We start from the raw sequence: 26703 nt of genomic DNA on the forward strand, positions 1-26703 counted from the left end.
CCTGCAGCGTCCAGGTTGTTTTCGGGAATTATCCAGATTTGATCGAGACGACAGGGCACCACGCCATGACAGGCAAAAAGGTTCTGCTGGTGGAAGACGATGCAGACAGCGCCAGCATCCTGGACGCCTATCTACGCCGCGACGGCTTCGACGTTGCCATCGCCGGAGACGGCGAGCGGGCGATTCACCTGCATCGTCAGTGGGCGCCGGATTTGGTGCTGCTGGATGTGATGCTGCCAAAGCTCAGCGGTATCGAAGTGCTGTCGGCGATCCGCCGCGCCAGCGATACGCCGGTCATCATGGTCACCGCCATCGGCGACGAGCCGGAGAAGCTGGGCGCACTGCGCTATGGCGCCGACGACTACGTGGTCAAGCCGTACAGCCCCAAGGAAGTGGTGGCGCGCGTCCATGCAGTGCTGCGCCGAAGCGTGGCGGTGCGTGCGCCGGGCGAGCCGCTGCGGCATGGCCGCCTGAGTGTGGACCTGGCTGCAGTGGTGGCCACCGTGCACGACCCGGCCGGGGCTCAGCTGGCACTGGACCTGACCCCGACCGAATTCAACCTGCTCGCCATCCTGCTCAAGACGCCGTTCAAGGCATTCACCCGCAGCGAACTGCTCGATGCCTGCCTGCCCGACAGCGATGCACTGGAACGGGTGGTGGATTCGCACATCCACAACCTGCGCCGCAAGCTGGAGGTACACGGCATCACCGGCGTGCTGGTCACCGTGCGCGCGGTGGGATACCGCTTCCAATGAATGCCCTGCGGCGCTTCAACGCCTGGCGCCGGCAAGCGCCGCTGTGGATGTGGGTGGGCGTGCGGATGAGCGCACTGGCAGTGGTGACCGTGGTGGTGATCGCCTTCGGCATGTGGTGCTACTTCAACCTGCGCGACAGCCTGATCCTGGGCAAGCTGCCGGCGGCGGCCCGCACCGAAATCGAACAACTGCGCGAACAGCCGGTCGCCAACGAGGCACGTCTGTGGCAACTGCTGCAGCAGTACTACGATGTGGAAAATTTTCTGCCCGGGCTGGCCAACCCTGACTGGTGGACGCTGGGGGCCATGGTCGCCCTCTCCATCCCGGTGATCCTGGTCTGCGGGCTGCTTGCATCGCGTCCGTTGTCGCGGCAATTTTCCCAGGTAGCCAGGGCCGCGCATCGGGTCAGCGATGGCGACTTCGGCGCACGCGCGCAGGTGGTGGCAGGCGCACCGGACGAGCTCACGGCGCTGGCGGACGACTTCAACGCCATGGGCGGCAAACTGCAGCAGTACGAACGCGAACTGCGCGAGTCCAGCGCAATGCTGGCACACGAACTGCGCACCCCGCTCAACGCAGCGATGGGCCGCGTACAGGGCATGCTGGACGAGGTCTTCCCGCGCGATCCCGAGCAGCTGCGCCTGGTCCATCGCCAGCTGGAACAGATCAATCGGCTGATCGGCGACCTGCATCTGGTGTCGCTAGCGCGTGCCGGCCAGCTGGTGCTGGAGCCGGACAGTTTCGATCTGCATGAGCTGATTGCCGAGCGGGTGGAATGGGCAGGCCCGACAATCCGCGCGTTGCAGACGACGGTCACCGCGCCGGCACCTTCCGGGCTACGCGTCTGCGCCGACCGCCATCGCCTGGGCCAGGTGTTTTCCATCCTGATCGACAACGCACTGCGCTACGCCGCCGCAGGCAAGGTGCTGGATATCGAGCTGCGCCGCGATGGTGCGCATGTGCTGGTCACGCTCGGCGACCGCGGCCCCGGCGTGGAGCCTGCGCAGCTGCCGCACCTGCTGGACCGCTTCTGGCGCGCGGACAGTTCACGCGCGCGCCATTCCGGTGGCAGCGGCCTGGGCTTGGCGATCGCCTCGGCCATCTGCCAGGCGCACGATGGCCGCTTGATCCTGGGCAATCGCGTCGGCGGCGGGTTGTCGGCCAGCGTGCAACTGCCGTTGTCGCGCTGAGGCGTTGGCGCGGTTGCGCCGCAGCGTTTGCGGCTGCCTGGCATGCCAGGCCGCTGCGAGCATCAACGCTGCTGCAGGCTCGGCACCGCAGCGGTCACATCGGCATGGCGACGCATGATCCAGTTGAACAGCGGCGTGGCCATCAGCGTGGAGAGGATCGCCATCAGCACCAGCACCGAGAACAGGCCTTGTTCGATCACGCCGGCCTGCAACCCGATGTTGATGATGATCAGTTCCATCAAACCGCGTGCATTCATCAGCGAGCCGATCGCCATCGCATCGCGGTTGTTCTCGCCGGTGATGCGTGCGGCGGCCCAGCAGGCCAGTCCCTTGCCGATGAACGATGCGGCCAGAATCGCCACGCCGGCCAGCATGATCTGCGGCTGCAGCAACACGCTCAGTTGCGTCTTCAAGCCGGAATAGGTGAAAAACATCGGCAGCAGGAACACCACCACGAACGGCTGCATCATCTCGCGCAACTTCTCGGTCAACGCGCCCCTGGGCAGGCAGACGCCGAGCAGGAAGCCGCCGAAGACTGCATGGATGCCGATCGCATCCATCGCCCAGGCGCTGAGGCAGAACAGCATCAGGATGACTGCCAACACGCCATTGCTCAGCGGTTGGTCCTGCACCACGTAACGCTCGAGACGACGCAGCAGATGCCGGCCGACAAAGATCATGAACGCCGCATACGCAACGCCGCCGCCGATGGCCAGATAGGCGCTGCCCCAGCTGCCGCCGAAGCTGGCCAGCACCACGGCAAGAATGCACCAGGCCGCCGCATCGTCGAACGCACCTGCGGTGAGCGCCAGCGTGCCCAACGGGCTATTGGTCAGCCCGCGCTCGTGGATGATGCGCGCCAGCATCGGGAAGGCGGTGATCGCAATGGCCGCGCCCAGGAACAGCGAGGCCTCCATCAACTTGGCCTTTTCCGAAAACAAGCCGTCCACGTTGATCAGCCACGGACACATCGCAAAGGCCAATGCGAACGGCACCGCGATCCCGGCCAGCGACACGCTCATCGCACTGCGATAGCGTGCGCGGAAATGATCGCTGCGGAAGTCGGTGCCGACCAGGAACATGTACAGGCCCACGCCGAACTGGGCCAGCACATACAGCACGTCCAGCGTCTGCTTGGGAAACAGCGCCGCCTGCACATCCGGCAGTAATATGCCGAACAGCGACGGACCCAACGCCACGCCGGCAATCATCTCGCCCACCACCTGCGGCTGCCCCACCCGCTTGGCCAGCAATCCCACCAGACGACAGATCAGCAGGATCACCGCAGCCTGCAAGAAGAAATACACCGACATCTGCGGAGTGGTCATGCGTTGGGCAACATCCCTGAGAAGTGCGCGGATCATAACGAGCCGTGCCGGCCGGCGATAGCATCGTGCAGCTGGCGCCAACGCGCCGTCGGGCGTCGGCACGCCTGCCTGCACCGGCAGGCCCGACCACGTGACGCATGCCCGCCGAGCCCGGTTGCCGGCACGCGCCGTGATCAATCCTCCTGCAGCGCGCATTGCGGCGCAGATGACACGCCAAAGCATCGCAATCGGTTGGGGATGGCGTGGACGCCACACCGATACTGCACTGGCCGCCGGCCACTACACGCCCCGTGCAGTGACCGTGCCCCGCTTGCAGGACGAGTGATGTGTCACTTGTGTCCCGTTTGCTCCGCTGCCACCGGCGTCAACACCAGGTCCTGGAAATCGAAGCTGAAATCGGTCAGCGGCGAGATCGCCTCCATCCGCATCTCGCGCACCGCGCCATCCGGGGTCAGCGCGAAATTGACGAACGCATCGGCATTCAGGCTGCGATCGTCCCAGCGCACGATGAAGCTGTCGTGTTGCCAATGCTCCAGCGTGCCGATCAATTGCGCGGTCTTGGAAAACTGCAGACGCAGGCGCTTGCCGTCCTGACGGATCACCACGTCGCCGTACCACGGGTCGCGATAGGTCGCCGCATAGCTGCGCAGCGGCAGCGACGGCGTGGAGCGCGCCACGCGTGCGTCCCGATGCTTCTTCCAACTGGTGTCCGCATCGCCATCGGCCTTGGCCACCGCCTTGGCATAGGCAGCGGTCCAATCGGTGGCCGGCACCTGCAGGAATGCATCCAGCACCTGCAGGGTCACCGCATTGAAGGCCGCACCGATCTCCTGATTGGTCAGCACCACCACGCCCAGCTGCTGGTCGGGCACCAGCGTCAGCCGCGACACCATGCCCGGCCAGCCACCGGTGTGCCACACCAGCCGATGTCCGCGGTAATCGCTCAGGCTCCAGCCCTCACCGTAGCCGGCAAAATTGGGGCGTGCCGCCGTCAGCTCCGGCACGGCCGGGTCGGCAATCGCAATCGGCGTGATCATCGACCACATCTCCTGCTGCCGTTTGGCACTGAACAGCGGCGTGCCATCGGGCAGGACGCCGCCGGCCAGTTGCACCTTCATCCACAACGCCATGTCGTGCGCGCTGGAATAGATGCCGCCGGCACCGGAGTTGTTGGACCAGGTCAGCGGCGCGACCGTGCGCAACTCGGTGAAGTCGTACTTGGCATGGCCCACGGCCGCGTTGTCGCCCGGTTGCAGATGGTCGGCATTGAAGCGCGTACCGCGCATGCCCACCGGGGCGAAGATGCGTTGCTGCAGAAACGCCGCATAGGTCTGCCCGGAGACCTGCTCGATCACCTTCTGCGCCACCGCATACAGGATATTGTCGTAGGCGTAGCGATCGCGGAAACCGCCCTTCAGCGGCACCTTGGACAGGCGCTGCACCACTTCGTCGGTGCTGTAGCTGGTGGTCGGCCAGAACAACAGATCGCCCGCGCCCAGGCTAAGGCCGCTGCGGTGCGCGAGCAAATCGCGCACACGCATCTCGCCGCTGACGTACGGGTCGGACATGCGGAACCACGGCAGGTGGTCGATGACCTTGTCGTCGAGCGAGAGCTTGCCCTCGTCGGCCAGGATCGACAGCGATGCGGCAGTGAAGGCCTTGGTGTTGGAGGCGATCGCAAACAGCGTGTCGGCCTGCACCGGCGCAGGCTTGCCGATCTCGCGCACGCCGTAGCCGCGCTCCAGCACCACCTGCCCATCCTTGACGATGGCCACCGCAATGCCGGGCACATCGAACTGCTTGCGCACGCGTTCCATCTGCGCGTCGAACTGCTGCATGCCGGCGGGAAGCTCGGCCGCCTGCGTCGTCACCAAGCTTGCCAGCATCAGCACGCCTCCACTCAGCCATCGGTTCACGGTCACTGTCGCACGTCCTCTGGTTCGCTCAGGTCGATCCGCCGGCACTGTCCAGCGACAGCGGCAGCGGTGCCACCAACACGCCGTTGCCATCGGCATACAGCCAATGGCCGGGCACGAAGGCCACGCCGGCAAAATTCACCGGCACATCCACATCACCCAGATCGCGGCGCTCGGTGCGGCGGGGGCAGGCGCCCAGCGCCAGCACGCCCAGCGGCAGCGTGGCCAGGATCTCCACATCGCGCACGCAGCCGTGGATCAACACGCCGGCCCAGCCGTTGGCGACCGCCTGCATCGCGATCTGGTCGCCCAGCAGCGCGTGCTTCAACGAACCCTGCCCGTCCACCACCAGCACGCGGCCGTCGCCAGGCGTGGAGGCCAGCTCGCGCACCCGCGAGTTGTCCTCGAAACAGCGCACGGTGACGATCGGCCCGGAGAATGCCGCACGTCCGCCATAGGAGCGGAACAACGGTTCGGCGATGCTCACCTCGGGAAAGCGGTCACACAGATCGGGCGTGGTCCAGGTCATCGCTGCGGTCCGAAAGTGGCGATCTCCGATGGTAGCGGCATGGCCGCGTCCGCGTAAGCGCCGATCGCCCAGCCGGCTGGCAGGACTGTGCCTGCATCGAGTGCACAACGCCTGCATGCCGCCCCGCGCCAACGGCCGCGCCTGCCTGGCAGTGCGCGCAAGCGTTTGGGGCAGCGCTGCTTCGCCGCGGAGCCGGCGGGGCTATCATCTGGGCGGCTTGCCACATCTGTGCGTCTGCGAACATGCCAGGCGCGCGCTCACGCCAACGTGGAATCTGTCATGACCGATCTGTTCGCCGCCACCCCGCCCGCGCTCGATGGCATCCACGTCGGTATCGGCGGCTGGGTGTATGCGCCATGGCGGGAGGGGATGTTCTATCCGCAAGGGCTGGTGCAGCGCCGCGAGCTGGAATACGCAAGCCGCCACGTCACCGCCATCGAGATCAACGGCACGTATTACGGGACGCAGAAACCGGCCACCTACGCGAAGTGGCGCGACCAGGTGCCGCCCGGGTTCGTCTTCTCGGCCAAGGCACCGCGCCGCATCACCCAGTCGCGCAAACTGGCCGGCACCCAGGCGCAGGTGGACGACTTCATCGGCGGCATTGTCGAGCTCGGCGATACGCTGGGGCCGCTGGTGTGGCAGTTCGAACAAGGGCATCGGCTGCAGGCCGACGACCTGGACGCCTTCCTGTCGTTGCTGCCCAAACGCGCCGGCAAGCGCGTGCTGCGCCATGTGCTGGAAATCCGCGACCACGACGCGGTGGATGCCGCGCTGCTGGCATTGGTGCGCCGGCATGGGGTGGCCACGGTGTTCACCGACTCGGACGAGCATCCGTCCTTTGCCGATCTGTCCACCGACTTTGTCTATGCGCGGCTGATGCGCAGCCAGGCGCGCCTGCATGCCGGCTACCTGGCGCCGGCACTGGCGCGCTGGGCCGAGCGCATCCAGGCCTGGCGGCGCGGCGACGATGTGGCGGACCTGCCGCATATCGACGCATCGATGCACGCCGCAGCCACGCCGCGCGAGGTGTTCGTGTTTTTCATCAGTGCTGCCAAGGAGCGCAATCCGGCCGCGGCGATGGCGTTGCTGCAGGCGTTGGGGGCGCGCTGACAGGGGCGTTGCGTCGCGTCTTCGGCGACAATGGCGCATGCCCACGACCGACCTGCGCAAGGCGCAACTGCAAATCCATTTCTGCGTCCTGCTCTGGGGCATCACCGCGATCCTGGGCAAGCTGATCACGCTGCCCGCGTTGCCGTTGGTGTGGTGGCGCATGTTGATCGTGGTGGTGGCGCTGGCGCTGTTGCCGCGGGTGTGGCGCGGATTGCGCGGGCTGTCCGGCCGCGTGGTGCTGGGCTATTGCGGCATCGGCGCCCTGGTGGCCCTGCACTGGCTGACCTTCTACGGCGCGATCAAGCTGGCCAATGCCTCGGTGGCGGCGACCTGCATTGCACTGGCGCCGGTGTTCACCGCCGTGATCGAGCCATGGGTGACGCAACGCCCCTTCCGCCCGCGCGAATTGCTGTTCGGCCTGGCAGTGCTGCCCGGCGTGGCGCTGGTGGTCGGCGGGGTGCCGGATGGCATGCGCGCCGGCGTGGTGGTCGGCGCGATTTCGGCGGTGTTCGTCGGCCTGTTCGGTTCGCTCAACAAGCGCATGGTGGCGCATGCCGACCCGCTCACCGTCACCGCACTTGAGCTTGGCGCCGGCACCTTGACCCTGACGGTGCTGGCGCCGGCCATGCCGCTGTTGCTGCCGTCGCTGCATGGCGACCTGATGATCATCCCCAGCCTGCACGACGGCGTCCTGCTGCTGGTGCTGTCGCTGGCCTGTACGCTGCTGCCGTTTGCGCTGGCCCTGGTGGCACTGCGCCATCTCAGCGCCTACTCGGTGCAGCTGGTGACCAACCTGGAACCGGTCTACGCCATCGTGCTGGCGATCGCCCTGCTCGGCGAGCAACGCGAGCTGACCGTGCAGTTCTATCTCGGCGTGGCGATCATTCTCGGCGCGGTGTTCCTGCATCCGGTGCTGGAACGCCGGCGCAAGATCGTGCATCCGGAGCTGCTCGGCACTGCCGAGGCGAAGAACATCGTCGACTGACCGCACGGCGCAACCAACAAACGCCACCGTCGCAGCGGCCCAGGCCGCGACCGACCTTATCGATGACGCACCCGCGTGCGCACGCCACCTACCCCAACGCCACCACCTGGTCGCGCCCGCCACGCTTGGCCGCATACAGAGCCTGGTCGGCGCGCTTGATCACCGCGTCCACGCTTTCCTGCGGATGCAGCGTGGCCACGCCGATACTCACCGTCACCGGCAGCGCGATCGTCATCACCGCCACGCTCTGGCGCAGGTATTCGCACTGCACGCGCGCCTGCAGCAGATCCACGTTGGGCAGCAGCAGCACGAACTCCTCGCCGCCATAACGCGCAATGGTGCCGGCACCGGCCACATGCGCACGCAGCAACGCCGACAGTTCGCGCAGCACCACGTCGCCCTGGTCGTGCCCATGCACGTCGTTGACGGTCTTGAAGTGGTCCACGTCCAGCAACGCCACCGACAACGGCTGGCCTGCCGCACGCGTCTGTTCCATGGCCGCGGCCAAGGCCACTGAAAACGCGCGTCGATTGGGCAAGCCGGTCAGCGGATCGGTGCGGGTCTGCTCGACCAGATCGGCATTCAGCGCGTCCATCTGCGCGTAATAGCCGGCCAGCTGCTGCTCGTACCATTCGCGCTCGTGCAGTTGCTGGCGCAGGCGCTTGCCGGCCAGGCGCAGTTCCAGCAGATGCGCGGCCTGCCGCGACAATGCCTGCAAGGCGGCACGCTGTTCTTCGCGCAGATGCGCCGGGGTCTGGTCGAAGACGCAGAGCGAGCCCAGCGCCATGCCCTCGCTGGTCACCAACGGCGCGCCGGCATAGAAGCGTACCGCCGCGCTGCCGGTCACCATCGGATTGTCGTGGAAGCGCGGGTCGAGCAAGGTGTCGTCGACCATCATCACTTCATCCGGGCGCAGGATCGCATGCGCGCAGAACGAGATGTCGCGCGATGCTTCGCTGCGCGGCGCGCCATGCGCGGACTTGAACCATTGCCGCTGTTCGTCGACCAGCACCACGGCCGCCATCTGCGTCTCGCACAGCGTGGACGCAATCATGGTGAGGTCGTCGAAGGCACGCTCGGGCGGCGAATCCAGCACTTCGTACTGACGCAGCGCTGCAAGCCGCTCGGCTTCGTTGTCCGGCAATGTCGGTTTGATCACTCTGCCCGCTCCCCAGCTGGCTGTCGGCGGCGGAAGTATGACCGAGCCGGTCATGCACGGCCATCGGGTTGCGCCTGCGCAGCCGATGCACCGTGCTGTTGCGGTTCAGTCCAACGCGCGAGAAACGCTCACCAGTCGGTGCGTTGCGGCAGCAGTCCACGCAACTCCGCATCGCTGAGGTTGCGCCACTGCCCGGGCTTGAGCGCGGCCAGCTTGATGTTGTCGATGCGCACCCGGCGCAGCTGGGTCACGCGGTAGCCGAATTCGGCGGACATCAGGCGGATCTGCCGGTTCAGGCCCTGCTCCAGCACGATGCGGAAGCCGAACTTGGCGATGCGCGCGGTGCGGCACGGCAACGTGGTCTCGTTGTGGATGCGCACGCCACGCGCCATGCCGCGCAGGAATTCGTCGGTGACCGGCTTGTTGACCGCCACCAGATATTCCTTCTGGTGGCGATTTTCCGCGCGCAGGATCTCGTTGACGATGTTGCCGTTGCTGGTCATCAGGATCAGACCTTCTGACTCCTTGTCGAGCCGGCCGACCGGGAAGATGCGCTGCTCGTGGCCGACGAATTCGACGATGTTGCCCTTGACCGAACTTTCGGTGGTGCAGGTGATGCCCACCGGCTTGTTGAGTGCGATGTAGACATGCTTGCGGCCACCGGGCTTGCTGGCGGCGCGCGTGCGCAGCGGCTGGCCGTCCACCAGCACGGTGTCGTCCTCGCCCACCACCGCACCGGTGCCGGCAGCCACGCCATTGACGGTGACCCGGCGTTCGCCGATCAGGCGATCGGCCTCGCGGCGGGAGCAGAAGCCGGTTTCGGCGATGTATTTGTTGAGTCGGGTCGTCATCGGCCGATTATCGGCGATTTGGAGCGGCGCGCGTGCACCAATCTGCGATCAGGACAGCGCCAGCAGCGGCTGCCCGGCGTGCAGCAGCTCGTCCAGCGGGCATGGACGATGCAGGCTGAAACCCTGCACCTGGCCGACACCGGCCTCGCGCAGGCCGGGAATGTCCGCCTCCGACTCCACGCCCTCGGCCACCACTTCGATCCCCAGCGCAAGGCCCACCTGCGCGATCGAGTGCACTGCCGCGCGGTCCACCGCGTCATGCGCGTAGTTGCGCACGAAGCCGCAATCGATCTTGAGGACATCCACGGTGAACTGCTTGAGATAGCCGAACGAGGCCAGGCCGTTGCCGAAATCGTCCAGCGCCACATGGCAGCCGCGCGCACGCACGCTCTGCACGAAGCGCTGCGCGTGCTCCAGATCGCCGATGACCGCGGTCTCGGTGATCTCCATGCACAGCTTGGGCACCAGGCTCGGGTAGCGCTCGAACAAGGACCACACGAAATCGAGAAAATCTGGCTGCGCGATCGACTGCGCAGACAGATTGACGTGGCACAGGTCCAGCGTGGCCACATGCATCGGACTGGCCGCCAGCTGCGCGCACAGCGTTTCCAGCACATGCACGTCGACCATGCGCCCCAGGCCGTAGCGCTCCACCGCAGGCAGGAATTCGCCCGGGCTCAGCACCCGCCCGTCGCGCGCGCGCATGCGCACCAGCACTTCGTACTGCAGGCGTTCCGGATCGCTCAACACCTGGATCTTCTGCGCATACAGCAGCAGCCGGTCTTCGGCGATCGCCTGCTGCACCGCGCTGATCCAGCCACCGTCGTGGCGCCGCCGCGCCAGCGCCAGATCGTTTTCGCCGAAGCAGCGAATGCGGTTGCGCCCTTCTTCCTTGGCCGCGTGGCAGGCCAGATCGGCGGCGGTCATCAAGGCATTGACGTCGCTGGCGCCCTGGCGGATTTCCACCACGCCGAAACTGCAGCTCGGCGTCAGCGGCCGTCCGCCCTGGTGGCTCCACGGCTGACCCAGCACCGCATGCATGCGCTCCAGCAAGGACTGCGCCTGTGCCAGATCGGTATTGGCCAGCAGGATCGCAAACTCGTCGCCGCCCAGCCGCCCCAGCCAGTCGCCGGGGCGCAACTGCATGGTGATCACATCGGCGAAGTGGCACAGGAACTTGTCGCCCACCGCATGCCCGAAGGTGTCGTTGACCAGCTTGAAGTGATCCAGGTCGACGAAGCACAGCGCATGGCAGAGCTGCGGCGATTGCGGCGGCTCGATCAGGCGCAGCAGCCGGCGTTCGATCTCGCGGCGGTTGATCAGGCCGGTCAAGGCATCGTGGCGCGCATGGAAGGCGACTTCGTCGGCCAGCTCGTGCGCATGCGAGACGTCTTCGATCACTGCCAGCACCAGGGTCGGCTCCTCCGGGCCGGGCTCCACCAGCGACGCGCTCCAGCGCCCCCACATCACCCCGCCGTCGGCGCGCAGCAAGCGCCGCTCGCCCGACTGCAGCAGTGTCGGCCAGTCGATCAGGCCGCGGCTGTCCAGCGCGATATGGTCCGGATGCAGCACCTCGGCCAGCGTGCAGGCCTGCAGTTCCTCCGGCCGGTAGCGCAGGATGTTGGCCATCGCGGCATTGGCATCGAGCACGCGGCCGCGCAGGTCGAACTTGACCATGCCCAGCGCCGCCTGCTGAAACGCGGTGCGGAAGCGTCCTTCGTGCGAGAGCAGATAATTGCGGATGCGGCGCATCGCCAGCACGCAGGTGATCAGCACCAGCAACAGGGTCGCCAGGCTGCAGACCACCATCACATCGTGCAGCAACCGCGCGCAGCGGACCAGCAGCGCCTGGAACTGCGCGGTATCGCCGCGCATGCGGCCGTCGAGCAGGTGCAGCTCGTCGCGCAGGGCCTGCAGCGCGCGCGGATCCGGGCGGCTGGCGGCCTGCACGGAGGCGGCCCGGTCGGCCAGGGTGCTCAGTTGCAGCAGGTCGGCGTCGGTGTGTTTCCACATCGCGATGGCGTCGCCCAGATACGGAAAGACATGGCCGTAGCGATACAGCCGCACCATTTGCGGCATGTCCTCACGGGCATTGCGGCCGGCGGCCAGCCCGGCATGGACCGCAGCCCAGTCGATCACCGGCTGCTCGACTGCCTCGCGTGCGGCGCGGTCGCCGAGCGGCACTTCCAGCGCGCGGCAGGCGGCCTGCAGGTCGGCCGGATCGCCGCTGCCCAGATAGCGCTCCAGCCAGTACACCGACTCCTGCTGGGCATTGGACCAGTGGCTCTGGCCGACGATCCAGGCCATTGCCCCGGACTGGATCTCGATCACTAGTGCCGAGAGCACCGCCATGCCGACGGCCATGCCGATCAACAAGGCCAAGGGAAGCGTCAGCCAGCCGCGCATCAGATGCATGGTCCGCGTACCGCTCGTGCCGCCCGCCATCTGCGCCATTGTCATCCTCGCCCCCCCTGCTGCTGCCCATGCGATTCAGGCGCCCAGTGGGCGCCTGAAGGCAGTAGCGGCCGCAACGGCGCAGTCTGTATGGCTGCGCCCGCCCGGCCACGGTCGGCGCGGAACTTAGCATGGCTAACAGGATGCCGCCGACAATCGCTGCGGTGCCGACGCGTGACGCGCGTACACCGCTATGCATTGATAAGCATAGCGACTGCGGCGACCGGCCGGATCGGCCGGGCAGCCGCACGCCGCCGGGTTGTCAGCGGTGCTTACTCGCCGCGGGGCTTGGGCGGGCCCTTGCGATGCGGCGCGCCGGCGCGGTCCATCGGACGGTTCGGGCCATTCGGGCGACCGGACGGCTTGCCGCCGCGCGGGAAGCGCGGCTTGGACGGCGACGCGGCCGCTTCGCCTTCTTCCAGCTTGCGCATGTTGAGCTGCTGGCCGGACACCCAGACCTTCTTCAGGTGCGTCAGCAGTTCGCGCGGCATGTCGGCCGGCAGGTCCAGGATCGAATAATCGTCCTGGATGTCGATACGGCCGATATAGCGGCTTTCCAGGCCGGCTTCGTTGGCGATCGCGCCGACGATGTTGGCCGGCTTCACGCCGTGGGTGTGGCCCACTTCGATGCGGTAGCTCTCCATGCCGAACTCCGGCTCGCCACGCGGCGCAACCGGATCGCGACGCGGACGCTCGGCGCCCGCGCCATCGCTGGCGAACGCCGGACGTTCCGCACGCGGCGGGCGTGCCGCACGCTCGCCATCGGCACGCGGGCCACGCTCGAACTTCGGCTCGAAGCGCGGACGCTCGCCGCGATCGTTGCGCTCGCGCGGTGCAAATTCCTCGCGTGCACCGCGCACCGGCGGGGTCAGCAGGAACGGCGCATCGCCCTGCAGCAACTTGGCCAATGCTGCAGCGATATCGATCGCCGGTACGTTGTTCTCGCTCTCGTAGCGCTGCAGCAGATCGCGATACATCTCGATCTGGCCGCCGGCCAGGGTCTCGGTGATGCGGGTCATGAAACGTGCCACGCGGGTGTCGTTGACCGCATCCACGCTCGGCAGCTGCATTTCTTCGATCGGCTGGCGGGTGGCGCGTTCGATCGCGCGCAGCATGCCCTTCTCGCGCGGGGTGACGAACAGGATCGCATCACCGTTGCGGCCGGCACGGCCGGTACGGCCGATGCGGTGCACGTAGCTCTCGGTGTCGTACGGGATGTCGTAGTTCAGCACATGGCTGACGCGCTCCACGTCCAGGCCGCGCGCAGCCACGTCGGTGGCGACCAGGATGTCGAGCTTGCCGTCCTTGAGCTGGGCAATGGTCTTCTCGCGGGCGGCCTGCTGCATGTCGCCGTTGATGGCCGCCGCGGCCATGCCGCGTGCCTGCAGCTTCTGCGCCAGCTCTTCGGTGGCAGCCTTGGTGCGCGCGAAGATGATCATGCCGTCGAACGGCTCGACCTCCAGGATGCGGGTCAGTGCGTCCAGCTTGTGCAGGCCGCTCACCCACCAGTAGCGCTGGCGGATGTTGGCCGAGGTGGTGGTCTTGGCCGCGATGGTGACTTCGGCCGGGTCCTTCAGATAGGTCTGCGCAATGCGGCGGATCGCCGGCGGCATGGTCGCCGAGAATAGCGCCACCTGGCGCTTCTCCGGCAACTTCTTCAGCACCGCTTCGACGTCGTCGATGAAGCCCATGCGCAGCATTTCGTCGGCTTCGTCCAGCACCAGCGTCTTGAGCTGGGACAGGTCCAGCGTGCCGCGGTCCAGGTGATCGATCACGCGGCCGGGGGTGCCGACCACCACATGCACGCCGCGCTTGAGCGCGCTCAGCTGCTGGGCATAGGGCTGGCCGCCGTAGACCGGCAGCACGCGGAAGCCGGGAATGGCTTCGGCATATTTCTGGAACGCCTCGGCGACCTGGATGGCCAGCTCGCGGGTCGGCGCCAGCACCAGCGCCTGCGGCTTGAGCTGGTTGAGGTCGGCATTGGACAGCACCGGCAGCGCGAACGCGGCGGTCTTGCCGGTGCCGGTCTGCGCCTGGCCGAGCACGTCGCGGCCGGCCAGCAGCGCGGGGATGGTGGCGGCCTGGATCGGCGACGGCGACTCATAGCCGACGGCGGCAACCGCCTTCATCACAGCGTCTGAGAGGCCGAGGTCTGCAAACAGCAGCGGCGCGGGAGATTCTTGGGTCATTGGGTAACTCCGGAGGCGCCGCACGGAGCCGGCAGGCGCAAAGCAGCATAGTGTGCGCCCTCAGGCCCCCTGCTGTCGAAATTTCCGTGACAGTCCGTTCAGCTTGTGAGGATTTGCCCGCTGCGGCGAATCATCTCCTCGACCCTTGTCATCCACCCACCCGGCCGGAGCCATGTCCCTGGAAACAGACCTGCACACCCGCTTCAACGCTCTGCTGCAGCAGCACCGCGGCATCGTCCTGAAGGTCGCGGCCAGCTATTGCTGGAACCCGGACGACCGCGCCGAGCTGGCGCAAGACATCACCGTGCAGTTATGGCGCGCATTCCCCGGCTACGACGCCGGCCGGCGCTTTTCCACCTGGATGTACCGCATTGCCTTGAACGTGGCGATCAGCGATCTGCGCGGCCGCAGCCGCGCGCCGCAGGACCCGCTCCCGCTGGAGGCGGTGGCCGACAGCATCGCCGACCCGCTGGCGCGCGACCCGGCACACGCGCAGCAGGTCGCCGCACTCCATGGCTTCATCGCCCAGCTGCCGCCGCTGGAACGCGCCTTGATGCTGCTGTACCTGGACGCGCACAGCTACCGCGAGATCGGCGAGGTGCTCGGCATCAGCGAGACCAATGTCGCCACGAAACTCAGCCGCCTCAAGGCGCGCATCCGCGCCGAACTCTGACCACCCACTTCGCCCAAGGAACATTCGATGGAACTCGACGACATGCAACGCGCCTGGCACGCGATGGAACACCGTCTGGATCAGCACGGCACGCAGATCGGCCACATCGTCGGCCAGGTGCGTGGCCATGCGGCGCGCACCAGCCTGCGCCCGCTATGGCTGAGCCAATCCGCGCAACTGCTGTGCGCCGTGGCGCTGCACGTCGTGATCGCGCGCAGCTGGCTTGCCCACACCGATCAGGCTGCAGCCATCATCGGCGGCGTGCTGCTGCAGCTGTGGAGCATTGCACTGGCGATCTCCGCACTACGACAGCTGCAGCTGCTGGCGCAGCTGGACTTTGCCGGACCGCTGCTGCCGACGCAGCGCGCGCTCGCGCAGCTGCGGCGCTGGCGCACGCGGGTGGCCCCGTGGCTGGGCGTGGCGTTCTGGGTGCTGTGGGTGGCCGTGGCCGACGCCGGCTGGCGCGGGCTGACCGGCCTGACCCTGCCGCACGACTGGCTGCTGCTCAATCTGTTGGTGGGTGTATTCGGCGGCATCGGCACCTGGCTCGGCTATCGACGGCTGCAGCGCAAACGCCATCCGTGGCTGGAGCGCATCGACAACGCGCATGCCGGGCCCGGCGTCGTGCGCGCCGAAAGCATGCTGGACGAGATTGCACGCTTTCGACGCGGATAAGCGTACCGCCCCGCACCGCGCCTCCGGCGTCGTGTCCGCCGCTGGCGCGCATGCGTCGCGCACGACTCCACCTGCCGGGGCTGCGTTCGGCACGGTGGTGTTGCCGGCTGCGACAGGCGGATAATCGCCGTCTTCCTGTCACCGAGCGCACCATGCAATTTCTGGAATTCGACCTGGACGGCGAGTACATCGAACTCAACCAGTTGCTCAAGCTGGCGGGTATTGCCGACAGCGGTGGGCAGGGCAAGGCGATCGTCGCCAGCGGCGCGGTCAGCGTCGATGGCGTGCAGGAACTGCGCAAGACCGCCAAGATCCGCCCCGGCCAGTGCGTGCAACTGGACGATGTAGAGATCCGCGTGCTGGCGCTGGACCCCGATGCGGAGCCGGCAGAATGAGCGTGGTGCAGGTCAGCTGGCGCAACAACGCGCCCTCGGCTGAAGACCCGGACCACGATGTCTATATTTTCTCGATCGACGTCGATTCACCCACACCGTTCTGGTTCGAGCAGTCGATCCGTGGCGGTCACGCCGAGCGCGGCGGTTGCAGCATGCTGGCCTTGCACGAGCTGGAAGCCTGGCCCGGCGGCTGGCGCGCAGACGTGACCAAGGCCGGCTGCGCCTGGGTGATTCCACTGCTGGAAGACGCCTTGCGCAGCGGCGATGCGCGCAGCGCGATCGATGCGATTCTTGCGCGGGTCAACGCGCCGGCCTGATGGCTGCGTGCCCGACTGCGGCGCGCCTGACGAAAGCCGACCTCATGCAAATCCGGCCTGATCGAGCCCATCCGATTGCCGAACGAGCACCCGCGAACGGGCCGCTAACCGCATTGCCCGCCCGCATGTCGAACACCGTTACAAGCCACTGCGCGTGAGGACCACAGCGCAGCGCTGCACGCACTGTGCCTCCCTGCTCCCACTTCGATACGTCAGACGCTGCGCTGGGTCAGATGCGCCGCAATCGCCTGCTTGAACGGCGCCACCGCATGCGCCGCACGCAAGGCACCACGTCGCAGCAGGCGGGCCGGCGCACGGTCGTCGGTATACAGCGCGGCCAATGCGTTGGTCGCTTCATACAGCGGCCGCGTCGCCAGCCGGTGCGCCCGCTCGTAGCCCTGCAGCAGGGCCGCAGCCCCGATGTCGCGCCCAGCGGCGGCAGCGGCGCGCACACGCTCGGCCAGGCGCGCCTGGCTCTGCAATCCGAAATTAAAGCCGTGCGCGGTGACCGGGTGCATGCCCACCGCCGCATCACCGATCAACGCGGCACGCTCGGCGATAAAGCGTTGCGCATAGGCCGCCACCAGCGGATAGGCATGCCGGCTGCCGTCCTGCTGCATCGGCCCGAGCCGATGCTCGAACGCCTCGGTCACCGCCGCACTGAAGTCCACCGCCTCCATCGCCAGCAAGGCCTCCACCTGTCGCGGCGGCAGGGTCAGCACCGCACCGGCCCGATTGCCCTGCAGCGGCAACAACGCCAGCGTCTTGCCGTAGCCAAACCACTCCCAGGCGGCATGCCCGTGCGGCAGCGCATGCCGCATCCGGCACACCAGCATGGTCTTGCCGAAATCACGCAGCTGCGCACCGATGCCGAGCAGGCGCCGGGTGCTGGAAAAGCGACTGTCGGCCGCCACCAGCAGGCGCGCCGATACCGTTTCCCCATCGGATAACTGCAGCACCACGCGGTCGCGCTGCTGCTGCACGGCCTGCGGCGTGCAAGAGCAGCGCATCTCCAACGCAGCTTGCGCCTGCACCGCCTGCCAGGCCGCGCGACGGATCAGATGATTGGGAACCAGCCAGCCCAGATCGCCGGCACCACGCGCGGAGGCGGCGAAGGTCAGCGCGAAGTGCGAATGTCCGTCCATGACGCGGGCGTCGCGCAGCGGCGAGATCGCATCGGCGGGAAATTGCGGCCAGATGCCCAGTTGCTCCAGCAACGCACGCGAGGCATGGGTCAGCGCGATTTCGCGTCCGTCGAAGGCCGGCTCGGCCAGTTGCGCGCGCGGCTGCTGGTCGACCACCAGCACCGACAGGCCACTGCCGGCCAACGACCGCGCAAAACTCAGGCCGACCGGCCCGGCACCAATGACTGCGACATCCACCGATTGCATGCCACGCTCCTTCACCACCAAGACCCAGAGGAGCTAACAAGACCTCGCATGCAATGGTCAGCTGGATGCGGTCGGCGCAAAGCAACCGGCATGTCCGCGTGGCACCTGCCGCATCGGGCACGCACACCTGGCGGTGAGCGCAGCCGTCTTGGTAGCGGCTCTCAGTTTAATGGCAGTGGTGCTGGCCGGACTTGATCAGGATCAAGCAGTGACCGAACCAGGCAGCCCAACGCAGTCGCAGGCGCGATCTGTCGCTGCGTTTTCGCAGCCACTGCCCACCGGCTACGCGCACGCAGCCCAGCCTGCGTCACCAGCCCAGCAACGCCCGCACCAGCTTGACGATGCCCCAGAACGACACCACCCAGATTGCGCTGCGCAGATAGGGAATGCCTGCCGCATACACAGGCACGTAAGCCACGCGCGCCCAAAGGTACAGCTGCACGCCCAGTGCGGTGTCTGCATTGGTACGCCCGGCAACGCTCACCGCCAGTACCGCAGCAGCGAAGATCGGGAACGTCTCCTGATAATTGCGGAAGGCGCGATCCAGCCGCGCCGCGACGCCGGTCAGGGGCTTGGGGTCGCCATCGCGGGCGCTGGCATTCCATTTGGTCCCGCGCTGGGCGGTCATGCTGGCCGAGGCGGCCAGCAGTTGCACCAGACCGAGCACCATGGCCCAGCCCAGCATCTGTAGTTCGATGGTCAGTTCCACACGGGTCTCCCGATGAGCTGCAAGATCACTTGATCGACGCGCGCAGGCTGTAACCGGCGAGACGCCAGGTCTTGTCCTCGTCCAGGCGGAACGACACCAGCTCGCGCACCGGCTGCTGGGCCTTGGCAAACCGGGTCGGGAAGCTAACGTTGACGTACAGGCCTTCGGGCACCTGCGCGCCGGCAGCGTATTTGACCCGTGTCACCGAGCCCTGCCCGCGTCCGACCACCGCCCCCAGGCGCGCACGTTCGGCGCCGATCTGGCTCACGAAGACATCGCGCTTGACCGCGGTCTTGGCGACGCTGGAGGCGCCATCCCACAGTGAGGCCACCTGGTTGGCGTCGACCATCTGCGCCACCCGCAATGCCGCCTGGGTCATCTCGGTGTTCTGTTTGGTCAGCTGCGCCTGCTGCGCCGGGCTGGCCGTGGGCGCCGCCTGGGGAGCGGCGGCCGGACGTGCAGCCGTCTGCGGCTGTTGTGCCAGGACCAGCGAGGGAGCCAACAGCAGTGCGGCAAGCAGACGAGGACGGAACATGGGGCAGATGACCTTGTGCGTAGCAAACGGATGGGAACCGCCGCAGAGTTTGCGACGAGCGCGGCAGTTTAAGACCTGCGCTGCATGGTGAGGTGAGTGTGCAAGCGACGCGCGAGCCAGGTGCCGGGAACCCACGCCTTGACTCAAAAATCAGATGTCGCCGCCGGGCGGAACCACCGCGACACCACGCGGCCGCCACAGTCGCCAACTGACCCACAGTGCGCGCGCGATGGCCGCGATCAGGGCCGCCAGGCTCAGCCACACTGCCAGCGTCGCCGGCCACTGCACATGGCTGGCCGCAGCGATCACCTGCAGCAGTTCGGCCACGCCAAACCCGGCCAGCACCAGCAGCGCCGATGGCAGATATGCCAGCGCAACGCCTTTCGTCTTTCCAAGCATGTCGCCCCCCGGCTCCGTGGTATGCCGCGACCATAGGCAGCCGGCAGTGCGGTGGGTGTGAAGCTCAGCCCTCGCCCTGGGCGGGGTCCGGCGCGGGTTCGGCAGCCGACTCTGCGGCAGGTGCCGCAGCTGGCGCTCCTGCCTCCGCGTCGGCCGCCGGCGCGGCCTGCGCTGCGGCGGTGGCCGGCAGCGCGGCGGCATCGGTTTCGGCCAGCGGGCTTTCTTCCGGGCAGGCCGCATCCGGGAAGCCGAAGCGCTGCTTCAAGGCCAGGCCGCAGGCATTGACCGCCTCCAGATCGGCGCCCTCGCCCTTGCACTTCTGGTCGAAGGCAACCAGAAACGCGTCCTTGCGGCGCACGAAGGCGTCGCCGCACTTGCGCATCTGGCGGATGCGCTCCAGGTCGTCCTGCACCGCGTTGGTGCCATCCAGCCCGTACTCGCGCAGCTCGTCCATCGTCAGCAGGCGCAGGCTGCGGTTGGGCACGGTCATCATCAGGTCGGCCACCGCCACCGCCACGCCGTTGCGCTCCAGATAATCCTTGACGTTGCCGTAGACCTCGCGCAATTCGCGATTGAGTTCCGCGCGCGAGGTGGCCTTGGAACTGATCCGCATCATGCGATGGATGCCGACCTTGCCGGCCACCAGCCGGTTGTCGCCGGCGGCCAGCACGAACACGCAGGCGCTGTGGCAGATCGAGCCTTCGCGCACCCAGATGGTCCAATTGGATTCGCCGATGACATCGCCGGCGCGAATTGCCGCTTCCACCTGCCCGCCGCTGGAGTCCAGGTCCAGGATGCGATGCGGCAGCCGCAGTTGCTCGGCCACCGCGGCCAGCCGCCACACCAACGCAGCGAAGCCGGCGTTGATCTTGCCGGCGTAGCGCACCCGCAGCAGGCCTGTGTCGCGACACGGCGCCAGCGCCGCCTCCACGCTGGCGCGGTCCAGCGCAGGCAGCAGCGTGCCGTCGCCGGCTTCGCTGCTGTAATCGGTGGCGCAACTGATCCAGGCCTTGCCCGCGTCCAGCTCCGCCTGCGGCCAGCCGGCTTCGCCGGCCTGTGCACGCGGCCGCGGCGGCGCCACCGGCTCGGGCGTATCCACCGACACCATATGGTCGCCATCGCCCTGCCCCGCGCCGCTCTGCTGCGTCGCGGCGGCATCGGCCGAGGTACTGGTGCGTTCGCAGGCCGCCAGCGCCAGCACGCATGAAAGGGACAGACAGAGCAGTTTCAGCATGATGTCAGGCAACGGACCGCGACGGAGATCACCCTCAGTCTATGGCTGAATGGGCGAAGCGTTTGACCCTGCCATGAACGCGGCGGCCCGGTGCAACCCTGTCCGAAAACGGCCAGCCCGGGCCGGGGCGAGCGCATAGACTGGCGCCATGCAGACCGCCACGCCCGACCGACTCCAATGCGACCGCGCCCGCCTGGCGCGCGATGCACGCTTCGACGGGCTGTTCTTTACCGCAGTGCGCAGCACCGGCATCTACTGCCGCCCGGTCTGTCCGGCGCCGCCACCCAAGCCGGGCAACATCAGCTATTACCCCAGCGCGGCGGCAGCCAGTGCCGCCGGCTACCGGCCCTGCCTGCGCTGCCGCCCCGAGCTGTCGCCGCAGGCGCAGCAGCATCTGGGCGAAGAGAGCGTGCAACGCGCACTGGCGATGATTGCCGACGGTGCCCTGCAGGAGCAGCCGGTGCAGACCCTGGCCGACGCAGTGGGCCTGAGCGCACGCCAGCTGCAGCGGCAGTTCGTGCAGCAGCTCGGTGCCACCCCGATCCAGGTGCACGGCACGCGCCGGCTGCTGCTGGCCAAGCAACTGCTGACCGAGACCGCATTGCCGGTCACCGAGGTCGCGCTGGCGGCCGGCTTCAACAGCCTGCGTCGCTTCAATGCCGCATTCCTGGAAGGCTGCGGGATGCCGCCATCGGCGCTGCGCAAGCAGCGTACCGAGGTCCCGGGTGGCGAGTTGACCCTGCGCCTGGGCTACCGCCCGCCGCTGGATCTGCCGGCGATGCTGGCATTCCTGCAACGCCGCGCGATTCCCGGCATCGAGCAGGTCGACGCCAGCGGCTACCGGCGCGTGATCGGCACGCCGGGCAACGCAACGCTGATCGAGGTCAGCGCGGCGCCGCAGCGTGCGGAGTTGTTGCTGCGCATCGGCGCCACCGACCCGCGCCAGATTCCGCAGATCGTGCGGCGGGTGCGCCGGCTGTTCGATCTGGATGCAGACCTGCAGGCGGTGCACGCCACGCTGGCGACCGAGCCGCTGCTGGCCGAGGCGATCGCGCGCCGCCCCGGCCTGCGCGTGCCGGGTGGCTGGGACGGCTTCGAAGTGGCCGTGCGCGCCGTGCTGGGCCAGCAGATCAGCGTGGCCGGCGCGGCGACGCTGGCGGCGCGGCTGGTCGACCGGCATGGCGGCCATCATCTGGAGATGCCGCCCGGCCTGGACCGCATCTTTCCGACCCCGGCACAGCTGGCCGAGGCGCCGCTGGAACAACTCGGCCTGCCGCGGGCGCGCGCGGCCACGCTGCGGGCGCTGGCCTCGGCCTGCGCGCAAGGGCGGCTGCATTTCGGCGCCGGCCAGCGCCTGTCCGAGTTCGTCGCCGCCTGCACCGCGTTGCCCGGTATCGGGCCGTGGACCGCGCATTACGTCGCCATGCGTGCGCTGTCGCATCCGGACGCGTTTCCGGCCGGCGACCTAATCCTGCAGCAGGTGCTCGGCACGCCCGAGCGCCTGAGCGAGTGTGCCACCGAAGCGCGCTCGCAGGCCTGGCGGCCGTGGCGCGCCTACGCCGTATTGCACCTGTGGCATTTCGCTGTCGATCGCAAGGACACCCGCTCATGAGCACGTTGTATTACGACACCTTTCCCTCGCCGATCGGCGCGCTCAGCGTGGCCGCCGATGCTGCCGGCGTGCACCACATCCTGTTCGCGCAGAACCGCTACGACGCGGTCGGCCGCGCGCGTTGGCAGCACGACCCCGATGCGCCGCTGGTGCGCGAGGCGCGCGAGCAATTGCTCGACTATCTGTATGGCGGGCGGCGCAGCTTCGATTTGCCATTGACCCCGACCGGCACGCCGTTCCAGCTGCAGGTCTGGCATACGCTGGCGCAGATTCCGTTCGGGCAGACCTGGAGCTATGCGCAGCTCGCGCATGCGGTGGGACGCCCCGCCGCCAGCCGCGCGGTCGGCGCTGCCAATGGGCGCAATCCATTGCCGATCGTGCTGCCCTGCCACCGCGTGATCGGCGCCAATGGTGCGCTGACCGGCTTCGGCGGCGGTCTGCCGACCAAGCAGGCCTTGTTGCAGCTGGAAGGCTGGTCACCGCGCCAGGGCGCAGCGGCCGACGATCTGTTCGCCGCATCCGCCGCCGGCACGCGCTGACTTCGCGACGTCATTGCCAGGCCGTAAACTGGCGCGATGATCGATCGACGTTTTGTGTTTGCCGCGCTCGCACTGCTCGCGGCCTGCAGTTCTCACGCCCCTTCGCGCAGTACGCCAGCGCCCGCGCCGGCCGGCGCACCGCACAGCGATGTACCGCACAGCGTGCTGCTGATCTCCATCGACGGGCTGCGCGCGGACATGCTCGATCGCGGCATCACACCGACGCTGTCGCAACTGGCACACGACGGCGTACGTGCGCGCTGGATGACGCCGTCGTACCCGTCGCTGACCTTTCCCAATCACTACACGCTGGTCACCGGCCTGCGCCCGGACCACCACGGCATCGTGCACAACAGCATGCGCGATGCGACGCTGGGCGGCTTCTGGCTGAGCAAGCAGGATGCCGTCGGCGATGCGCGCTGGTGGGGCGGCGAGCCGCTGTGGGTGGGCGCGGAAACGCACGGCCTGCACGCCGCGACCTGGTCGTGGCCGGGCAGCGAGGCGGCGATCGGCGGCGTGCGCCCCACGCGTTGGCGCCATTACGAAGAAGGCACCAGCCTGGACGCGCGCGTGGACGAAGTGCGGGGCTGGCTGGCCGCCTCCGGCGCCGACCGCAACCGCCTGGTCACGCTGTATTTCGAACACGTGGACGAAGCCGGCCACGACCACGGCCCGGAATCGCGCGAATACGCCGACAACGTGCGTGCGGTGGATGGCGCGATCGGCCGGCTGCTGGCCGGCATGCAGCGCGACGGCACGCGCGAGCGCACCAATATCGTCGTGGTCTCCGACCACGGCATGGCCGAGGTGGCGCCCGGGCATGCGATCAGCGTGGAAGACATGGCGCGCCCGGACATCGCCACTGCCGTGACCGACGGGCAGGTGATCGGCTTTGCGCCATTGCCGGGACAGCAGGCCCGCGCCGAAGCCGGCCTGCTCGGTGCGCATGCGCAGTACGACTGCTGGCGCAAGGCGGAGCTGCCGGCACGCTGGCACTACGGCACGCATCCGCGCATTCCGCCGATCGTGTGCCAGATGCACGAAGGCTGGGATGCACTGTTCCCGGACAAGCTGGCCAAGCGCCCGCGCGATCAGATGCGCGGCTCGCACGGTTTCGATCCGGCGCTGCCGTCGATGCGCGCGGTGTTCCTGGCGCAGGGCCCGGATCTGGCGCAGGGCAAGAGCTTGCCGGGCTTCGACAACGTCGATGTGTATGCGCTGATGACCCGGCTGCTGGGCATTCCTGCCGCGCCCAATGATGGAAATCCCGCCACGCTGCTGCCGGCTCTGCGCGTGCCGCCGGCCGCCGGCCGCTGAGTGACGCGTCGCGGCCGCGCTGTGCGGATGCGACAATGGCGCCATGTCTGCTCCTGATCCCTCGCCGCGCCGGCTTCGGCTGCGGCCGTTGTTATCCAGCCAAGGCTGGCGTCGTCGCGCCGCACTCTGGGGTGGCGCAATTGCAGTAGCACTGGTGGCGATCGTGTTCGCCAAGGCCAGCGACGCCGCCTTCCAGTTGTTCCAGCGCATCACCGCGCATTCGATCTGGTGGGCACTGCTGCTGACGCCGGGCATCTTCGCCCTGCTGGCCTGGCTCACCTCCGGCGCGATGCGGCCGACGCGTGGCAGCGGCATCCCGCAGGTCATCGCGGCGCTGGAACATGACGACGCGGCGTTCCGCCAGACCAATCTGTCGCTGCGCGTGTCGATCGGCAAGCTCGCCCTGACCACCCTGTCGCTGCTCGGTGGCGCCTCGGTCGGACGCGAAGGCCCCACCGTGCATGTCGGCGCCAGCCTGATGCATGTGTTCGGGCGCTGGTTCGGGTTTCGCGATCCGCGCGAGCTCTCGCATTTTCTGCTCGCCGGCGGCGCGGCCGGTATCGCCGCGGCGTTCAACACGCCGCTGGCCGGGGTGGTGTTTGCGATCGAGGAATTGAGCGGGCGCTTCGAGCACCGCTTCTCCGGCACCTTGCTGACCGCGGTGATCGTCGGTGGCGTGGTGTCGCTGGGCCTGTTGGGCAACTACACCTACTTCGGCAAGGTGGCGGTGGCCTTGCCGCTGGGTCAGGCCTGGCTGGCGATCGCGCTATGCGGCAGCGTGGCCGGCCTGCTTGGCGGCATCTTCGCGCGCCTGGTGCTGGCCAGCGTCAGCGGCAAACCGCGCTGGCTGGCAACGCTGCGCCAGCGCCATCCGGTGCTGCTGGCCGCCCTGTGCGGGGTGGCCTTGGTCGGGCTGGCACTGGTGTTCGGGCAAGGCGCGTTCGGCACCGGCTACGAGCAGGCGCGCAGCCTGGTGCAGGGCCATGCAGTGGTCGGCCACGAATTCGGGCTGATGAAGCTGGTGGCCAACCTGGTCTCCTACCTGGCCGGCATTCCGGGCGGGCTGTTCTCGCCGGCGCTGGCGGTGGGTGCCGGCATCGGTCACAACCTGTCGGTGCTGATGCCGGGCGTGGACCCGCGCACCTTCGTGCTGCTGGGCATGTGCGCATACCTGACCGGCGTGACCCAGGCGCCGTTGACCTCGGCGGTGATCTCGCTGGAACTGACCGACACCAGCCAGATGCTGTTGCCGATCCTGGCCACCGTGCTGATCGCGCGCGCAATGTCCGGGCTGGTGTGCAAGACGCCGATCTATCGCGGCCTGGCCGAACAGTTGCTGGCGCCGACGCCGTCCCGCACCTCGCCGGCTACGGCGACGACGCACTGAACATCCCAGGCGGGAGAGCGGCGCAGGGCCGACCGACCGCAGTGTGCAGCTGCCGGCCGTGACCGCCGCGCACTGCGGCCGGCGCTGCCGTGCCATGCGCGAACCGACGCCAGCGGCGCGCAGGTCGCCGCTTCGACGCAGGCAGGTAGCGGAATTGCTGCTCGGGCGAGCGCTGCAGCGCGCGTCTACGCCGATGCCGGACATAAAAAAACGCGGCGCAAGCGCCGCGTTCTGGTGTCGCGAAGCGGGCTAGGGATCAGCCGGCCTTGGCAACGGTCTTCTTGGCAACAGCCTTCTTGGCCGGCGCCTTGACCACGCCCTTCTTGGCAACCGGGGCAGCTGCACCCACGACAACCTTGCTCACCGCGTGCGAACGCGAATTGCCGTAGCTGGAATTGTAGCGCTTGCCCTTGGCGGTCTTGCGGTCACCCTTACCCATGTTCGTCGACTCCTGAATGTGAATACTGAATACAAAATCCCCGCGCTGAACACGGGTCTGGCGAGGTTTACGCCGGCGGCGCCCTCGCGCAAGGCCGGCAAGCCTACCACGTAGGCCCTGCCCGCGCAGCCCGGGCTAGTGCGCGCAGCTGGCGTCGTGGACGTGGGCGTGCCCGTGGTTCAGACGCAGGTTGACCAAGTGGGCGATGCCGACCAGCGCGCCGCCGAGCGTCATCACCACTGCATGCGGCACCACCGCGTGGTGCAAGGGGTCGTAGAGCAGGCCGGCCCACAGCAGCAACAAGCCCGGCAGCAACAGTGCCAGCGCGTGCAGCGCCTTGTGGCGGCGATAGCCCAGCACCAGGCTGAACAGCCCCAGCAGCGTCACGAACACCACGATGGCCAGTTCGACCCCATCGCCCAGCCAGAACGACAGGCCCAACGACGGGGCCAGGGCCAGCACCAGCGGCAGCACCGCGCAATGCACGGCGCATAGCAGCGAACCGGTCGCACCGAAGCGGTCGAGCACATGGCGAAGGGACGGTAGAGGCATGACTTCCAGCAGGGGCTCGCGGCGACGTGGAATAATATAACATCTTCCTTGTTCCAGACC

Annotated in this window: 26 protein-coding genes and 1 other RNA gene; 12 read left to right on the top strand and 15 right to left on the bottom strand. The window is 67.9% G+C overall.

Features of this window, described 5'->3' with window-relative positions; translation table 11 throughout:
- Nucleotides 1–65 precede the first annotated feature (65 nt).
- Together ACCQ04_RS13545 and ACCQ04_RS13550 are read left to right on the top strand one after the other, a co-directional pair.
- Nucleotides 66–755, top strand: a complete 690-nt coding sequence (locus tag ACCQ04_RS13545; protein WP_104543368.1) for a response regulator — start codon at nt 66–68, stop codon at nt 753–755.
- Complete coding sequence (locus ACCQ04_RS13550) at nt 752–1945, top strand: sensor histidine kinase (RefSeq protein ID WP_184550991.1); 1194 nt, start codon at nt 752–754, stop codon at nt 1943–1945. Before ACCQ04_RS13545 ends, ACCQ04_RS13550 begins: the two co-directional genes overlap by 4 nt.
- A gap of 62 nt (nt 1946–2007) precedes the next feature.
- Here ACCQ04_RS13550 and ACCQ04_RS13555 read toward each other — a convergent pair whose 3' ends face one another.
- From ACCQ04_RS13555 to rraA, 3 genes are all read right to left on the bottom strand, one after another.
- On the bottom strand, nt 2008–3273 hold the full coding sequence (locus ACCQ04_RS13555; protein ID WP_102581360.1) for a cation:proton antiporter: 1266 nt from the start codon (nt 3271–3273) through the stop codon (nt 2008–2010).
- 329 nt (nt 3274–3602) lie between these two features.
- On the bottom strand, nt 3603–5195 hold the full coding sequence (locus ACCQ04_RS13560; RefSeq protein WP_226427193.1) for a serine hydrolase: 1593 nt from the start codon (nt 5193–5195) through the stop codon (nt 3603–3605).
- A gap of 22 nt (nt 5196–5217) precedes the next feature.
- Nucleotides 5218–5718: a ribonuclease E activity regulator RraA gene (rraA, locus tag ACCQ04_RS13565; RefSeq protein WP_024939752.1), complete on the bottom strand. Its 501-nt coding sequence runs from the start codon at nt 5716–5718 to the stop codon at nt 5218–5220.
- 279 nt (nt 5719–5997) lie between these two features.
- Here rraA and ACCQ04_RS13570 point away from each other — a divergent pair, with 279 nt between their 5' ends.
- Together ACCQ04_RS13570 and ACCQ04_RS13575 are read left to right on the top strand one after the other, a co-directional pair.
- Nucleotides 5998–6831: a DUF72 domain-containing protein gene (locus tag ACCQ04_RS13570; protein WP_226427194.1), complete on the top strand. Its 834-nt coding sequence runs from the start codon at nt 5998–6000 to the stop codon at nt 6829–6831.
- A gap of 37 nt (nt 6832–6868) precedes the next feature.
- Entirely contained in the window at nt 6869–7816 is a 948-nt protein-coding gene (locus ACCQ04_RS13575) for a DMT family transporter (RefSeq protein WP_016903967.1), read from the top strand.
- A gap of 88 nt (nt 7817–7904) precedes the next feature.
- Here the strand turns inward: ACCQ04_RS13575 and ACCQ04_RS13580 are convergent, their stop codons facing one another.
- The 4 genes from ACCQ04_RS13580 to ACCQ04_RS13595 form a co-directional block, all read right to left on the bottom strand.
- Nucleotides 7905–9029, bottom strand: a complete 1125-nt coding sequence (locus tag ACCQ04_RS13580; RefSeq protein WP_202397395.1) for a GGDEF domain-containing protein — start codon at nt 9027–9029, stop codon at nt 7905–7907.
- Nucleotides 9030–9103: 74 nt separating this feature from the next.
- The gene (locus ACCQ04_RS13585; protein WP_016903964.1) at nt 9104–9826 is read right to left on the bottom strand and encodes a pseudouridine synthase; all 723 of its coding nucleotides are present in this window, start codon (nt 9824–9826) and stop codon (nt 9104–9106) included.
- Nucleotides 9827–9874: 48 nt separating this feature from the next.
- Nucleotides 9875–12280 (bottom strand): putative bifunctional diguanylate cyclase/phosphodiesterase, encoded by a 2406-nt coding sequence (locus tag ACCQ04_RS13590; RefSeq protein ID WP_226427559.1) that lies wholly within the window; start codon nt 12278–12280, stop codon nt 9875–9877.
- Nucleotides 12281–12552: 272 nt separating this feature from the next.
- Nucleotides 12553–14469: a DEAD/DEAH box helicase gene (locus ACCQ04_RS13595; protein ID WP_184456384.1), complete on the bottom strand. Its 1917-nt coding sequence runs from the start codon at nt 14467–14469 to the stop codon at nt 12553–12555.
- Between the two features lie 172 nt (nt 14470–14641).
- On the opposite strand from ACCQ04_RS13595, the gene ACCQ04_RS13600 reads away from it, so the two are divergent.
- From ACCQ04_RS13600 to ACCQ04_RS13615, 4 genes are all read left to right on the top strand, one after another.
- The gene (locus ACCQ04_RS13600; protein WP_047126836.1) at nt 14642–15142 is read left to right on the top strand and encodes an RNA polymerase sigma factor; all 501 of its coding nucleotides are present in this window, start codon (nt 14642–14644) and stop codon (nt 15140–15142) included.
- 27 nt (nt 15143–15169) lie between these two features.
- Nucleotides 15170–15817, top strand: a complete 648-nt coding sequence (locus ACCQ04_RS13605; protein WP_226427195.1) for a hypothetical protein — start codon at nt 15170–15172, stop codon at nt 15815–15817.
- 152 nt (nt 15818–15969) lie between these two features.
- Entirely contained in the window at nt 15970–16212 is a 243-nt protein-coding gene (locus ACCQ04_RS13610) for an RNA-binding S4 domain-containing protein (protein WP_024939760.1), read from the top strand.
- Nucleotides 16209–16529, top strand: a complete 321-nt coding sequence (locus tag ACCQ04_RS13615; RefSeq protein WP_104569780.1) for a hypothetical protein — start codon at nt 16209–16211, stop codon at nt 16527–16529. Before ACCQ04_RS13610 ends, ACCQ04_RS13615 begins: the two co-directional genes overlap by 4 nt.
- 212 nt (nt 16530–16741) lie before the next feature.
- On the opposite strand, the gene ubiM is transcribed toward ACCQ04_RS13615, so the two are convergent.
- The 6 genes from ubiM to ACCQ04_RS13645 form a co-directional block, all read right to left on the bottom strand.
- Nucleotides 16742–17920 carry a 5-demethoxyubiquinol-8 5-hydroxylase UbiM gene (gene ubiM / locus ACCQ04_RS13620; RefSeq protein ID WP_372358544.1) on the bottom strand — a complete coding sequence of 393 codons (1179 nt, stop codon included), beginning with the start codon at nt 17918–17920 and terminating at the stop codon, nt 16742–16744.
- A gap of 31 nt (nt 17921–17951) precedes the next feature.
- A non-coding RNA gene (locus ACCQ04_RS13625) (sX9 sRNA) lies at nt 17952–18027 on the bottom strand.
- Nucleotides 18028–18227: 200 nt separating this feature from the next.
- Nucleotides 18228–18629, bottom strand: a complete 402-nt coding sequence (locus tag ACCQ04_RS13630) for an MAPEG family protein (protein WP_102253783.1) — start codon at nt 18627–18629, stop codon at nt 18228–18230.
- Nucleotides 18630–18654: 25 nt separating this feature from the next.
- On the bottom strand, nt 18655–19164 hold the full coding sequence (locus tag ACCQ04_RS13635; RefSeq protein WP_047126840.1) for a DUF4019 domain-containing protein: 510 nt from the start codon (nt 19162–19164) through the stop codon (nt 18655–18657).
- Between the two features lie 150 nt (nt 19165–19314).
- Complete coding sequence (locus tag ACCQ04_RS13640) at nt 19315–19563, bottom strand: hypothetical protein (protein ID WP_226427197.1); 249 nt, start codon at nt 19561–19563, stop codon at nt 19315–19317.
- 64 nt (nt 19564–19627) lie between these two features.
- Nucleotides 19628–20797, bottom strand: a complete 1170-nt coding sequence (locus ACCQ04_RS13645; protein ID WP_226427198.1) for a COG3904 family protein — start codon at nt 20795–20797, stop codon at nt 19628–19630.
- Nucleotides 20798–20945: 148 nt separating this feature from the next.
- On the opposite strand from ACCQ04_RS13645, the gene ACCQ04_RS13650 reads away from it, so the two are divergent.
- The 4 genes from ACCQ04_RS13650 to ACCQ04_RS13665 are packed head-to-tail and all read left to right on the top strand — an operon-like array spanning nt 20946 to nt 25652.
- Nucleotides 20946–22409, top strand: a complete 1464-nt coding sequence (locus ACCQ04_RS13650) for an AlkA N-terminal domain-containing protein (RefSeq protein WP_226427199.1) — start codon at nt 20946–20948, stop codon at nt 22407–22409.
- Nucleotides 22406–22948: a methylated-DNA--[protein]-cysteine S-methyltransferase gene (locus ACCQ04_RS13655; protein ID WP_102596843.1), complete on the top strand. Its 543-nt coding sequence runs from the start codon at nt 22406–22408 to the stop codon at nt 22946–22948. Before ACCQ04_RS13650 ends, ACCQ04_RS13655 begins: the two co-directional genes overlap by 4 nt.
- Before the next feature lie 36 nt (nt 22949–22984).
- Nucleotides 22985–24265 (top strand): alkaline phosphatase family protein, encoded by a 1281-nt coding sequence (locus ACCQ04_RS13660; RefSeq protein ID WP_226427200.1) that lies wholly within the window; start codon nt 22985–22987, stop codon nt 24263–24265.
- A 43-nt stretch (nt 24266–24308) separates the two neighbouring features.
- Entirely contained in the window at nt 24309–25652 is a 1344-nt protein-coding gene (locus ACCQ04_RS13665) for a chloride channel protein (RefSeq protein ID WP_054591548.1), read from the top strand.
- Nucleotides 25653–25908: 256 nt separating this feature from the next.
- On the opposite strand, the gene ACCQ04_RS13670 is transcribed toward ACCQ04_RS13665, so the two are convergent.
- Together ACCQ04_RS13670 and ACCQ04_RS13675 are read right to left on the bottom strand one after the other, a co-directional pair.
- On the bottom strand, nt 25909–26091 hold the full coding sequence (locus tag ACCQ04_RS13670; protein ID WP_016904806.1) for a 30S ribosomal protein THX: 183 nt from the start codon (nt 26089–26091) through the stop codon (nt 25909–25911).
- Nucleotides 26092–26226: 135 nt separating this feature from the next.
- Nucleotides 26227–26643, bottom strand: a complete 417-nt coding sequence (locus ACCQ04_RS13675) for a MerC domain-containing protein (RefSeq protein ID WP_024939915.1) — start codon at nt 26641–26643, stop codon at nt 26227–26229.
- Nucleotides 26644–26703: the final 60 nt, after the last annotated feature.

The organism is Xanthomonas sp. NCPPB 2866, assembly GCF_041475745.2.
Classification (GTDB): Bacteria; Pseudomonadota; Gammaproteobacteria; order Xanthomonadales; family Xanthomonadaceae; genus Xanthomonas; species Xanthomonas arboricola.

What these genes read in the sequence shown, in the direction of transcription:
- ACCQ04_RS13595 (WP_184456384.1), bottom strand. Translation starts at nt 14,469, where the DNA reads ATGACCCAAGAATCTCCCGCGCCGCTGCTGTTTGCAGACCTCGGCCTC.
- ubiM (WP_372358544.1), bottom strand. Translation starts at nt 17,920, where the DNA reads ATGCAATCGGTGGATGTCGCAGTCATTGGTGCCGGGCCGGTCGGCCTG.
- ACCQ04_RS13665 (WP_054591548.1), top strand. Translation starts at nt 24,309, where the DNA reads ATGTCTGCTCCTGATCCCTCGCCGCGCCGGCTTCGGCTGCGGCCGTTG.
- ACCQ04_RS13600 (WP_047126836.1), top strand. Translation starts at nt 14,642, where the DNA reads ATGTCCCTGGAAACAGACCTGCACACCCGCTTCAACGCTCTGCTGCAG.
- ACCQ04_RS13580 (WP_202397395.1), bottom strand. Translation starts at nt 9,029, where the DNA reads ATGACCGGCTCGGTCATACTTCCGCCGCCGACAGCCAGCTGGGGAGCG.
- ACCQ04_RS13610 (WP_024939760.1), top strand. Translation starts at nt 15,970, where the DNA reads ATGCAATTTCTGGAATTCGACCTGGACGGCGAGTACATCGAACTCAAC.
- ACCQ04_RS13655 (WP_102596843.1), top strand. Translation starts at nt 22,406, where the DNA reads ATGAGCACGTTGTATTACGACACCTTTCCCTCGCCGATCGGCGCGCTC.
- ACCQ04_RS13555 (WP_102581360.1), bottom strand. Translation starts at nt 3,273, where the DNA reads ATGACCACTCCGCAGATGTCGGTGTATTTCTTCTTGCAGGCTGCGGTG.
- ACCQ04_RS13570 (WP_226427194.1), top strand. Translation starts at nt 5,998, where the DNA reads ATGACCGATCTGTTCGCCGCCACCCCGCCCGCGCTCGATGGCATCCAC.
- ACCQ04_RS13650 (WP_226427199.1), top strand. Translation starts at nt 20,946, where the DNA reads ATGCAGACCGCCACGCCCGACCGACTCCAATGCGACCGCGCCCGCCTG.
- ACCQ04_RS13575 (WP_016903967.1), top strand. Translation starts at nt 6,869, where the DNA reads ATGCCCACGACCGACCTGCGCAAGGCGCAACTGCAAATCCATTTCTGC.
- ACCQ04_RS13585 (WP_016903964.1), bottom strand. Translation starts at nt 9,826, where the DNA reads ATGACGACCCGACTCAACAAATACATCGCCGAAACCGGCTTCTGCTCC.
- ACCQ04_RS13615 (WP_104569780.1), top strand. Translation starts at nt 16,209, where the DNA reads ATGAGCGTGGTGCAGGTCAGCTGGCGCAACAACGCGCCCTCGGCTGAA.
- ACCQ04_RS13545 (WP_104543368.1), top strand. Translation starts at nt 66, where the DNA reads ATGACAGGCAAAAAGGTTCTGCTGGTGGAAGACGATGCAGACAGCGCC.
- ACCQ04_RS13550 (WP_184550991.1), top strand. Translation starts at nt 752, where the DNA reads ATGAATGCCCTGCGGCGCTTCAACGCCTGGCGCCGGCAAGCGCCGCTG.
- rraA (WP_024939752.1), bottom strand. Translation starts at nt 5,718, where the DNA reads ATGACCTGGACCACGCCCGATCTGTGTGACCGCTTTCCCGAGGTGAGC.
- ACCQ04_RS13660 (WP_226427200.1), top strand. Translation starts at nt 22,985, where the DNA reads ATGATCGATCGACGTTTTGTGTTTGCCGCGCTCGCACTGCTCGCGGCC.
- ACCQ04_RS13590 (WP_226427559.1), bottom strand. Translation starts at nt 12,280, where the DNA reads ATGGCGCAGATGGCGGGCGGCACGAGCGGTACGCGGACCATGCATCTG.
- ACCQ04_RS13635 (WP_047126840.1), bottom strand. Translation starts at nt 19,164, where the DNA reads ATGTTCCGTCCTCGTCTGCTTGCCGCACTGCTGTTGGCTCCCTCGCTG.
- ACCQ04_RS13605 (WP_226427195.1), top strand. Translation starts at nt 15,170, where the DNA reads ATGGAACTCGACGACATGCAACGCGCCTGGCACGCGATGGAACACCGT.
- ACCQ04_RS13670 (WP_016904806.1), bottom strand. Translation starts at nt 26,091, where the DNA reads ATGGGTAAGGGTGACCGCAAGACCGCCAAGGGCAAGCGCTACAATTCC.
- ACCQ04_RS13675 (WP_024939915.1), bottom strand. Translation starts at nt 26,643, where the DNA reads ATGCCTCTACCGTCCCTTCGCCATGTGCTCGACCGCTTCGGTGCGACC.
- ACCQ04_RS13645 (WP_226427198.1), bottom strand. Translation starts at nt 20,797, where the DNA reads ATGCTGAAACTGCTCTGTCTGTCCCTTTCATGCGTGCTGGCGCTGGCG.
- ACCQ04_RS13640 (WP_226427197.1), bottom strand. Translation starts at nt 19,563, where the DNA reads ATGCTTGGAAAGACGAAAGGCGTTGCGCTGGCATATCTGCCATCGGCG.